10 protein-coding genes are annotated in these 10,552 nt (G+C 40.6%); 5 read left to right on the top strand and 5 right to left on the bottom strand.

Annotated features, from left to right (window positions below):
* Window positions 1-95: 95 nt before the first annotated feature.
* The 3 genes from smpB to CALSC_RS20665 form a co-directional block, all read right to left on the bottom strand.
* A complete protein-coding gene (gene smpB, locus CALSC_RS20675; RefSeq protein WP_088243156.1) occupies window positions 96-593 on the bottom strand; it encodes an SsrA-binding protein SmpB in 498 nt (165 codons plus the stop codon).
* Window positions 594-739: 146 nt separating this feature from the next.
* Window positions 740-2,164 (bottom strand): IctB family putative bicarbonate transporter, encoded by a 1,425-nt coding sequence (locus CALSC_RS20670; protein WP_088243155.1) that lies wholly within the window; start codon window positions 2,162-2,164, stop codon window positions 740-742.
* Between the two features lie 179 nt (window positions 2,165-2,343).
* The gene (locus CALSC_RS20665) at window positions 2,344-3,303 is read right to left on the bottom strand and encodes a glycosyltransferase family 9 protein (RefSeq protein WP_088243154.1); all 960 of its coding nucleotides are present in this window, start codon (window positions 3,301-3,303) and stop codon (window positions 2,344-2,346) included.
* Between the two features lie 177 nt (window positions 3,304-3,480).
* Here CALSC_RS20665 and ispD point away from each other — a divergent pair, with 177 nt between their 5' ends.
* The 3 genes from ispD (at window position 3,481) to CALSC_RS20650 (ending at window position 5,402) form a co-directional block, all read left to right on the top strand.
* Window positions 3,481-4,164 carry a 2-C-methyl-D-erythritol 4-phosphate cytidylyltransferase gene (gene ispD, locus CALSC_RS20660; RefSeq protein ID WP_088243153.1) on the top strand — a complete coding sequence of 228 codons (684 nt, stop codon included), beginning with the start codon at window positions 3,481-3,483 and terminating at the stop codon, window positions 4,162-4,164.
* Window positions 4,165-4,407: 243 nt separating this feature from the next.
* Window positions 4,408-4,938: an SMC-Scp complex subunit ScpB gene (gene scpB / locus CALSC_RS20655; RefSeq protein ID WP_088243152.1), complete on the top strand. Its 531-nt coding sequence runs from the start codon at window positions 4,408-4,410 to the stop codon at window positions 4,936-4,938.
* 107 nt (window positions 4,939-5,045) lie between these two features.
* Window positions 5,046-5,402, top strand: a complete 357-nt coding sequence (locus CALSC_RS20650) for a DUF760 domain-containing protein (RefSeq protein ID WP_088243151.1) — start codon at window positions 5,046-5,048, stop codon at window positions 5,400-5,402.
* A gap of 32 nt (window positions 5,403-5,434) precedes the next feature.
* Here CALSC_RS20650 and CALSC_RS20645 read toward each other — a convergent pair whose 3' ends face one another.
* Complete coding sequence (locus CALSC_RS20645) at window positions 5,435-6,643, bottom strand: HhoA/HhoB/HtrA family serine endopeptidase (protein WP_088243150.1); 1,209 nt, start codon at window positions 6,641-6,643, stop codon at window positions 5,435-5,437.
* 476 nt (window positions 6,644-7,119) lie between these two features.
* Between CALSC_RS20645 and CALSC_RS20640 the strand changes: the two genes are divergently transcribed.
* Both CALSC_RS20640 and CALSC_RS20635 read left to right on the top strand, forming a co-directional pair.
* Window positions 7,120-8,001, top strand: a complete 882-nt coding sequence (locus CALSC_RS20640; protein WP_088243149.1) for a LysM peptidoglycan-binding domain-containing M23 family metallopeptidase — start codon at window positions 7,120-7,122, stop codon at window positions 7,999-8,001.
* 187 nt (window positions 8,002-8,188) lie between these two features.
* Window positions 8,189-9,370 (top strand): class I SAM-dependent methyltransferase, encoded by a 1,182-nt coding sequence (locus CALSC_RS20635; RefSeq protein ID WP_088243148.1) that lies wholly within the window; start codon window positions 8,189-8,191, stop codon window positions 9,368-9,370.
* 568 nt (window positions 9,371-9,938) lie between these two features.
* Here CALSC_RS20635 and CALSC_RS20630 read toward each other — a convergent pair.
* A partial coding sequence (locus tag CALSC_RS20630) for a protein kinase domain-containing protein (RefSeq protein ID WP_159460657.1) occupies window positions 9,939-10,552 on the bottom strand: 614 nt, incomplete at its 5' end.

Genomic DNA, 10,552 nt, shown 5'->3' with positions numbered 1-10,552 from the left:
CAGTCATTAAGATTATTACGATTCAAGTGAAAATACTTATTTTTTCTCAATACATGTAAATTATTTATACAGAGAATAATAATCGGGTTAGAGTTTTAATAACTTTTCATTGCCCGTTGCATATCCCGTTGATCTTGCCTTCTCTTGATTGTTTCTCGCTTATCATGGACTTTCTTACCCCTAGCTAAGGCAATACTAACTTTTATCCAACCTCGCTTAAAATACATTTTTAAAGGTATCAAAGTTAAGCCTTGCTGTTCTACCTTGCCAATTAGTTTACGCAATTCCTGGCGATGTAACAACAATTTACGGGTACGCCGGGGTTCGTGATTAAAAAACTGCCCACTGGCATTGTAAGGGGAAATATGGGCATTAAGCAGCCAAGCCTCCCCATCCCGCAGCAAAGCATAGCCATCTTGAAGATTCACCCTACCCGCACGAATGGATTTGACTTCTGTTCCTACCAGCTGAATTCCTGCTTCGTAAGTTTCGAGAATTTCATATAAATAACGCGCCTGTCGATTATCACAAACTACTTTGTAACCGTCACCTTTATTACTACTCTGACTACTCTTGTTACTTTTATTACTCATTTAATATCCGATTTACGTTCAATCCAAGTTAAAAAAGATAAATAATCAATTTAATATAAAATTAACCTAGAATACTAACTACTATCATACTACACATAATACATAAAAGCACATAGGTAAGGTGGGCATTGCCCACCCTACTCAATTCAAAGGGTAGCCACCGAGTTAGATGAATCTAATTCCTGGGATTGATTTTGCCCTAAAGGAGTCCAATAACTGGCAATTAAGCCTACCATGAGCCACCATAGAGTATTTACTGAAGGACGATACCAGACAGTATCAACTAAACCATGGGCAAGCATCCCTACCATAGCTGCGATCGCTCCCATTAGCCAGAAGGCTTCAACCCGTTGCATGAGACGTAACCGTTGTAGTTGCAAAGCTGCTGTATTAAATGAGACAGTTAGTAACCATAGGAAACTAGCCAAACCCAGAAAACCAGTTTCTACAATCACTTCTAGAAAAATAGAATAAGCGCTCAAAGCACTATAGCCAGGGACTTGATAGAGGGGATAAACCTTATTAAAGGCATTATGTCCCGGTCCAATCCCAATCCAAGGACGAGCATCAATCATTTGAAATACAGCAGTCCAGACATTGCGGCGAAAATTATTACTACTATCTTTACGGTCAGCAAAAATACTGAGCACACGTTCCTTAAATGGTTCTACAAATACTATCCCTAGAGCAAAGATACTCAGTATAATTCCGAGAAGAATTAACGGTGTCCATACCTGCCAAAACCGAGGCATTCTTATACTCCACCAGTAGTACAGCAAACCCATTAGGGCTAAAATTGCAGCCACCAATCCAATCCAACCTCCACGACTAAAGGTGAGAATTAAACAGGAGCCATTGACAACAACCATCGTCACTGCTAGGGCTTTTTGCAACCAGGTTTGCCAAGCGAAAATAGCCACACAGCTGAAAATTACAGCAGCTATTAAATAACCAGCCAGTAAGTTGGGATTACCTAAATAACTGTAAACCCTAGTAGTCTTTGATAGGGAGGATGTGGGATCGACCCAAGTTGCCAATTGTGGCGCTCCAAAGAACCACTGCCGTAATCCATACACACTTACTACCAGAGATGTATGTAAAAAAACTGTAATCACTAAAGAACGGAGTCGGGGCGATCGCAACACCCGTCCAGAGATGAAAAATATTGGTAAATATAGACTGAAAGTAATTAAGTCTCTCAGCGCATATGCTTTTACTGGTGATAAGGCTGTAGCGGCTGCGGCAACTAGCCAATATATAACAACTACCAGATGAATAGGAGTTACAGTGGATATACTCTGCTTCCAGGTATCATCTGACACCGTTAGCAATAACCAAAATAAAAAACAAGCAGCTAATAATACACCTACCAAAGAAGTCGGGACAAAAGGTGCCAAAAGATATACTAAACATAGTAATATCGCACCAATTGTATCTCCCCACTGCATCAAAATACTACCTTTTCGCCAAGAGCCTAACAGCCCTACCGTAATATGGTGTAGAAAACTACTAGATAGATATGCTTTTAGTGGCAAAGTGGATAAAGTAAAACGTTGCCAAATTAGATTCATAAATAACAATTGTAATTAATTAGGATTTTCCTAAACGGGGCGGGTGTGGGGAGTGTGGGAGGTGTGGGAAGTGTGAGAGGTGTGGGGAGAATAAAGAAGTGATAAGCTTTGTGCCTTCTCTCTCTTCCCAGTCTTCCCCCTCTTCCCACACTCCTCTCTCTCCCTCTTCTCCCCTCTTTTCACCCTCCCCAAACTTGCTTTAAGACCTCTGCGGGGGCAATATCCTCAGTTTTCCCAGTAGGAGATTTAATACCCAAAAACTTATCACTCTCAGGTAATAACTTAGCTGGTTCCGTAGGCCCAAACAATGCCAGTGTATAGGTTTGTACTCCTACACCCAAATGTAGAGCCGGACTATGGGTACACAACATTAAATTAGCTCCAGCAATCATTGCTGCTAACTTACCCATATTATCTGGGGAACTAACCTTAATATTAGGTACTAACGACAACAGACTTTTAATAAAAGCTTCATCATTTGCACCTGCAACAACTACTAAAGGTAAATCCGGTTGCTTTTGTTGAAAATCTTGAATAATTTGTTTCCAGCTCTTTGCTGGGTACATTCTTGCTTGACCTTTGGGGCTATCGCAATAACCAGAACCTCCATAAATCAAAACATAGCCAGTATCCTTAATTCCCAGCCGGATTTGTTCTTGGGTTGCCCAATCAATATCTGGTGTGGGTACGTTGACTGTCAATTCTGGGCAAGGGGATTGAATACTTAAACCATTGAGCAAATCATGATACATATTAGTTAAGTATTGCTCGGTTTTTACTGGCACTGCATGGGTGAGGAACAAACTCCCATTACCTCGAAAACCTATTCTTGTAGGAATACCAGTCAGCCATATAATCAAACCTTCTGACCAAGTATTGGTAGTAGTAATAGCGACATCATATTCGCGATCGCGCAATCTACCTACCAAATTAGCCCAGTCAGCTAAACTGTTACGGTCTTGATAATCAAATAGCAATACTTCGTGAACTGACTTACTTACCCGGTAAGCTGCCTTTGACCGAGGTTCCACAACCACATCTATCTGAGCATCTGGGTAAATTCGCTTCAGGTCATCTAAGGTCGGAAAAAATAGAATTTGGTCGCCAATTCCGCCAGGGACAAGGGCTACTATTCGCATATTATTTTATTTACGCTTACTCGCTACTTAATTTTAGGAGAATATAGGGGATGGAGGATAGAAATTAGGGGATAGGTTTATGGGAGATAGAGAATAAGGTATAAAAAACCAATTTCTCATCATCCGCTCCCAATTATCCACGATCACATCACCTAGTTTTAACATTGAGGAAAAATTGTGCATTTACTAATTCCAGCAGCTGGTATGGGGAAAAGAATGGGGAGTAACCGTAATAAACTCCTGTTGTCAGTGCGATCGCAATCGTTACTGAGTTGGACCCTGTTAGCTGCTGAAGCTGCACCTTCTATCAATTGGATTGGGATTATTTCTCAAACCAATGACTGGGAAGATTTCCAGGATATTATCTCCCAATACGAATTAACCAAGCCCATAGAATTTATTAAAGGTGGTTCCACCCGCCAAGAATCAGTTTACAATGGCTTACAAGCACTACCAGCAGATGCAAGAAAAGTTTTAATCCACGATGGCGCTCGATGCCTTGCCACAGCAAACTTGTTTGATCGGTGTGCCGCAGCTATGGCTAATTGTACTGGTTTAATTGCTGCTGTACCCGTCAAAGATACCATTAAAGTAGTAGACCAAATTGGCACAATCCAATCTACACCTGATCGTAGCCAGTTATGGGCAGCACAGACTCCCCAAGGATTTGATGTCAATTTATTAAAACAATGCCACCAAAAAGGTTTAAATGAGGGTTGGGAAGTTACTGACGATGCTGCTTTATTAGAAAAATGTGGCTTGAAGGTGCAAGTTGTCGAAGGAGAAGAAACCAATTTGAAAGTTACCACTCCCCAAGACCTAGCGATCGCAGAATTTATCCTCGCATCCCGACTTGGATGAGGAGTGGGGGAGTGTGGGGAGTGAAGGAGTGAAGGAATGGGGGAGTGAAGGATTGAAGGAATGGGGGAGTGAAGGAGTGAAGGAATGGGGGAGTGAGAGAGTGAGGGAAGAATTTTAAAGATTCCTAATTTCTAACTATTTGACTTTTGTTGTATATATGATATGATCCGTGCCACTTGTCAATCTGTACTAATGTCATTGATCAATGATGATTAATGACTAACAACTGATGACTGATAAAAAATGACTGCAGCCACTAAAATAGAAGCGATTCTCTACTTAAAGGGACAACCCGTGTCAATTGGCGAAATCGCCGAGTGCGCCGCTTGCGATCGCACAACAATTGAAGAAGGGATAATTGAACTAATCGATGAATATGCTCGCCGAGATAGCGCCTTGGAAGTGGTAGAAACTCCTAAAGGCTACTGTTTGCAATTAAGATCCGATTTTCAAGAATTAGTACAAACTCTGATTCCCGTAGAATTAGGTGTGGGAGCATTACGAACCTTGGCAGCTATCGCTCTCAATACCCCCATCCGCCAAAGTGACTTAATCAATATTCGCGGTTCTGGCGCATACCAACATGTCCAAGAACTGGTAGAGCAAGGTTTTGTTCGCAAACGTCGTAGCAGTGAATCTCGGTCTTATTCGCTACAAATCACCCCGAAATTTCATCAGTACTTTCAAATCGAGCAACTCCCCCAGCCATTTGTGAATAAATCACAAGAGAAACAATTAGAATTAGAACTAGAGCCTGTCACAGAAGGAGTTTAGCTGCTTTTCAGGGGCTAAAAAGACAGCCGATCTACAAAATAGAGATGGCTCATAGTTATACTATGGTTTAGAGTAGAATTAGCAACTAACGCTAAGAACAACTGCCAATGGTGTTTAATCCTAACTTCTTGAATGACAACTCCGAGGAACACCCCAATAATATATTACAGGAGCACTTTGAAGATAACTCCAATCAATTACTTCACTATTTACAGCATCAATCTCCCGAAGTTTTAGCTCGTGTAGCTCAGTCCGTTAGCCCAGAAATTAAACAAATTATTTCCCAAAATGTTCAAGGGCTAGTGGGAGTGCTACCCGCAGATAATTTTAACGTACAAGTTACCACTGATCGGGACAATCTTGCTGGGCTACTGGCTTCAGCCATGATGACAGGCTACTTTCTGCGTCAAATGGAACAACGGATGCAGCTTGACAACCTCACTAAACCCAATGTAGGTCACTAACCAATTCCTGATTATGAATGGCTATTGACTACCTATTTATTTTTTGGGAAAGGTTCTGGCTGTAACTTAAAGGCTTGTATTCTGCCGTTGCGTTGGACTTCTATTTCCAAGATGTCCTCTACATAGCTCAAGTCTACTTGTTTCTGGACTTGGGCAGATGTTTTCACCGATTTACGGTTGATTTTGACAATCATGTCGCCGGAGAGTAGTCCTACTTTTTCTGCGGGAGAATCTTTTACTACTCTCCTAATTAAAATCCCACTATCTTGTTTGAGAGTGAGACTAGTTTCTTTATTCAGCTTCTTTTGCTTCTCTGGGGTTAAATCTACCATTTCAATCCCTAAAAATGGATGATCTACCCGACCTTTAGTGAATAGTTCGTCAGCAATACGGGCTGCTGTTTCAATCGGAATCGCAAAACCTAGACCCTGAGCATCCGCACGAATGGCGGTGTTGACACCAATAACCTGTCCCTGGGAATTTAATAAAGGTCCACCCGAGTTACCAGGATTAATAGCCGCGTCTGTTTGAATAAAACTGACTCGCTTGCTAGATACACCAACTTGGGCGCTGGTGCGATCAGTGGCACTAATAATACCAATAGTTACCGTATTATCTAAACCTAGGGGATTACCAATAGCGATCGCCCACTCTCCTGGGATCAGATTTTGGGAATTACCCAACTTCACTGTAGGTAACTTATCGGCAGGTATTTTTACTACTGCCACATCCGTTATATTATCTACCCCTAATACCCTACCTTCAAAGTTACGTCCATCCTTCATTGTCACTTCTACAGTATCTGTATCGGCGACAACATGAGCATTGGTGAGTATTTTCCCATCTTGGCTCAGAATAAAGCCAGAACCAGTCCCCTTTTCAATCCTTTCTTGGGGGAATGGCTGTTCATCTTCACCAAAAAAACGCCTGAGTAGAGGATTTTTAAAGGCATCTGCGATGGGATTGGCAACTTTGCGGGTAGCATTAATTCTGACTACAGCCGGGCCTGTTTTTTGCACCGCATTAGCAATAAAATTTACCCGACTTCTGTCCGTTTTTTCTACACTTCTACCAAGACGAAAAGGAACTTGATTCTCGGGTGAGGCATCTGTGGTGATATTTTGTAGCTGTCGAAAGGGGCTACTTTGTGGCATCAGATAACGACTACCAAACAGACCCAAACCACCGCCAGTTATTAGGAAAGAAACATATAGGGCAATTTGCTTATAAGATAACTTCATAGTCATGAGGCTGAAACGTAAATGCAGATGCGCTTTTTATCAGTTTAGTCAAGCAAATGGTTTGCGGACAGTTATATTTTTAACTAAAAATTAAATTGTGTAATCCTTTTACTAACCTCTCGATTTATTTCAGAATATTTACATAAAAGTAAAGAAATGTTTCTGGGAGAGATTTAAACCACGTTTACTTGAAAATCCATATTTTTAACTAAGAATACCTAATTAAGGGAAGGGCATGGCATCAGTAAAATTACTCTATATGCCTCCATAATGTAGGTGTTTCCCAGAAAAAACATGGTATTTCCCGAGAAAAAAAATCTAGTTCTCAATGGGAATTGAATTCAAGGAACGTCAAAACAATTATAAAACCCTGAATAGAAGGCATTTTATTTTTTTTTCCACTAGTTGCAGAATCTTTCTCTCTCTGTATCACATCTAAAATTTTATATCAACAATATTGCTGTATTGAGATTAATATGACTTTCAGAATTTATATCCTGTTCCTTTTTGGTTTAGCAAATACTCTAGGTCTAGCATTTACATCTTCGCAATTATCATGGGCAGAGAATATCAAGGCGAACTGTCCGACTCCAGCCCTAGAACGTTTTTTACACCATCAAGTTAAACAAGGTGAAAATTTAGAGAATATTGCCCAAGCCTATAATCTCAAGCCAGAAAGTATTATCGCCATGAATCCCAATTTGCAAAACAGCAAACTGGCTATTGGTAGCAAAATTTTGATCCCTCCCTACAATGGCATTGTGGTAGAAGTACCTAGGGGGCAAACATGGCAACAATTAGGGGCGCAATACAAAGTGCGAACAGATGTACTATTTGAGTTGAATGGTTGTCAGTCGCCGGGTAATTTAGCATTTATTCCAGTGGTTAATGGTAAGCCTCATAGACCAACTATCGCCAAATCGGGGGATACAAGAAATCAAACCATGCAGATGGGTAGCTATCCCTTGTCGACACCAGCAAAATTAGCTTTACCCTATGGCTGGCAGATAAATCCTGCTGATAATGAAGTATTTTTCCATAGTGGGATTGATTTATTAGCTAATCAAGGAACTAATGTGCAAGCGATCGCACCCGGTACGGTAGTATTGGCTCAAGCACAAGGTAGTTATGGCAATTTAGTGATTATTAACCATAACGGGAGCTTACAAAGCCGTTATGCCCATCTTGATAGTATAAATGTGAAAGTGGGGCAGCAAGTACAAGCTGGGGATCTATTGGGTGTTGTGGGTACAACTGGCGCACCAAATTTGAAACAGCCACATCTTCATTTTGAAGTGCGATCGCGTTCTTCTTTAGGTTGGGTTGCCAAAGATCCCAAAACATACTTAACCAAATGAATCGTTAAGAAAAGTAAAGTGGGCACTGTAATTCTTTGCAACCCGCCCATTCTCATCAACAATAATAAAATACTGTGATTTTACAGAATTTGGCACAAAGCCCACGAGCAGCAAAGTAGATACTTAAGATATTTAAGTTGCTGCGTCCTTGTCAATCTAAAATCTAAAATCCAAAATTGTTTGATTTATGTCCGATCCACAAACAATTAGTACTGCGGTTGCCAACCTCTACAATACTTACCCCTTTCCCCCAGAACCCCTACTGGATGAACCTCCTCCAGGTTATAACTGGCGTTGGCATTGGACAAGTGCCTACAATTTTTGTACGGGAGTGAAGCCCCCTCGGCAAGATATCCGCATTCTCGATGCTGGTTGTGGTACAGGAGTGGGTACAGAATATTTAGTCCATTTGAACCCAGAAGCAACCGTAGTCGGCATTGACCTCAGTGCTGGAGCATTGGATGTAGCCAGAGAACGTTGTCAGCGTTCTGGAGCGAATCGGGTAGAGTTTCACCACCTCAGCTTATTTGATGTAGAGCAAGTACCTGGTGAGTTCGATTTAATTAATTGTGTGGGGGTACTACACCATACCCCAGATCCCATTGGTGGTATTCAAGCCTTAGCCAAGAAATTAGCACCGGGGGGACTATTACATATATTTGTCTATGGTGAGTTGGGACGGTGGGAAATTCAACTCATGCAAAAAGCGATCGCTCTGTTGCAAGGTGACAAGCGGGGGGATTACCGGGATGGGGTGAATGTGGGGCGACAAGTCTTTGCTTCTCTACCAGAAAATAACCGTATTGTCCAGTATGAAAAGAGGCGCTGGGCAATGGAGAATCAGCGAGATGAATGTTTTGCTGATATGTATGTACATCCTCAAGAAATTGACTATAACGTCGAGACAGTATTTGATTTGATTGATGCTTCTGGGTTAGATTTTGTCGGGTTTTCTAATGCTGGCTACTGGGATATAGAAAGGCTTTTGGGTAAAGCACCGGAATTAGTGGAACGGGCAAAAGGGTTGAGCGATCGCCAGTTATATCGGTTAATAGAATTACTCGATCCAGAAATCAGCCACTACGAATTTTTCCTTTCCCGTCCTCCCCTGGCTAAAAATAATTGGTCTGATGATCAAGTTTTGTTGCAAGCGACCCCAGAAAGACACCCTTGTATGGAAGGATGGCCAGGTCAGAGCATTTTTAACTACGATTATCAAGTTGTGAAACTTACAGATGGGGAGTTTGAATTTTTGCAAGCTTGTGATACTAACTCAACGGTGGCAGAAATTTTGGCGAATGTATCACTGGAGTTAGATGAAGTGAGGAAGCTCCAGCAGCAACAATTGATTATTTTGTCCCAGAATTAATAAATATTATCTGGAATTGAGGAAGTGAAGAATTTTCAAATCACTCCCTCATGTAGGCGTAGTCTTCTCGTAGAGTAGGTTTGCACACAAACAAGAATCAAAATACCTCTTCCCTATCCCCCAACCCCGCTCCACCTAACCCCTATTTTCTAGCTAGATGGGCCTAGTCTAAGTTTAAATACTGCTCTATAACCACAATGAGAGTATAAAATGCTTCATTTACTTAACAAAACACAAGAGTCTGACACATAAATACATTATTTCCCTGGTATTTTGTTATAAAAAAATACAAAAAGCCTGTTAATTGAGAATCCAGCCATTTATAATGCGAAGGCTCTCATTTAATCAACGAAATTACGTTTTTTGTCGAACGTGATTTAGATTACCATTTCATGTACAATAAAAGTTAGATACGATCTGTTTGGACGTTTTGTATGCTTTGTTAACCACAATAATTCTTGCTATTTTGGTGTGTCGAGCAAAAAACTAATTATTTTGTCGCAGAATGAATGGGAGTTAAACAGAGATAAAATCTAAATGTAACCTCAGGGAATTTGCCTATCTAAATCTAGGGTTTAAAACGTTTAAAAAATGTTTTTATGCCAGATACAAAACTCGGTTTATTAACAACAGTATAAGGTATATTAGTAGGTGTAATTCTATTGATATCAACTAAAGCCTGTAAAACTTCCTGAGCAAATTGATATCTCTGCCTAAAATCGTAGCGTACCATCGTGTTTAAAATAGCTGCTACTTCATCACTCACCTCTGCTTGTTCTTGCCAGGATATTTCACCTGTTTCTACATCCTTTGGTAATTCATAAGGACGAATACCAGTAAGTGCTTGAATACCAATCATGCCTACGGCGTAGATATCACTGCTGAAAGATGGTTTACCACTCATCTGTTCAGCAGGCGCATAGCCACTAGTACCAATGGCAATGGTATTCATTGTTGCCTGTGGATAATTGCTGGAAATTTCATTAATTCTTTTTACTGCACCAAAATCAATCAAAACTAACTTTTGGTCTTGCTCACGTCTAATTAAATTTGAAGGCTTAATGTCGCGGTGAATGACATTATTTTGGTGAACAAATTCTAAAATATGCAAAATATCCTGCAATATTGCAATTACTTGAGTTTCGCCCAACTTTTCACTGCAAATCATTTCTTGAGTAAGTA

The sequence above is a fragment of the Calothrix rhizosoleniae SC01 genome, assembly GCF_900185595.1.
Classification (GTDB): Bacteria; Cyanobacteriota; Cyanobacteriia; order Cyanobacteriales; family Nostocaceae; genus Calothrix_A; species Calothrix_A rhizosoleniae.
Note: the sequence above shows the minus strand (reverse complement) of the source record. Positions and strands in the feature narration are given on the sequence as shown.

Excerpts from the sequence above, each read along its gene's own strand:
- smpB (WP_088243156.1), bottom strand. The coding sequence starts at position 593 with ATGAGTAATAAAAGTAACAAGAGTAGTCAGAGTAGTAATAAAGGTGAC.
- CALSC_RS20665 (WP_088243154.1), bottom strand. The coding sequence starts at position 3,303 with ATGCGAATAGTAGCCCTTGTCCCTGGCGGAATTGGCGACCAAATTCTA.
- CALSC_RS20635 (WP_088243148.1), top strand. The coding sequence starts at position 8,189 with ATGTCCGATCCACAAACAATTAGTACTGCGGTTGCCAACCTCTACAAT.
- scpB (WP_088243152.1), top strand. The coding sequence starts at position 4,408 with ATGACTGCAGCCACTAAAATAGAAGCGATTCTCTACTTAAAGGGACAA.
- CALSC_RS20645 (WP_088243150.1), bottom strand. The coding sequence starts at position 6,643 with ATGAAGTTATCTTATAAGCAAATTGCCCTATATGTTTCTTTCCTAATA.
- CALSC_RS20670 (WP_088243155.1), bottom strand. The coding sequence starts at position 2,164 with ATGAATCTAATTTGGCAACGTTTTACTTTATCCACTTTGCCACTAAAA.
- CALSC_RS20650 (WP_088243151.1), top strand. The coding sequence starts at position 5,046 with ATGGTGTTTAATCCTAACTTCTTGAATGACAACTCCGAGGAACACCCC.
- CALSC_RS20640 (WP_088243149.1), top strand. The coding sequence starts at position 7,120 with ATGACTTTCAGAATTTATATCCTGTTCCTTTTTGGTTTAGCAAATACT.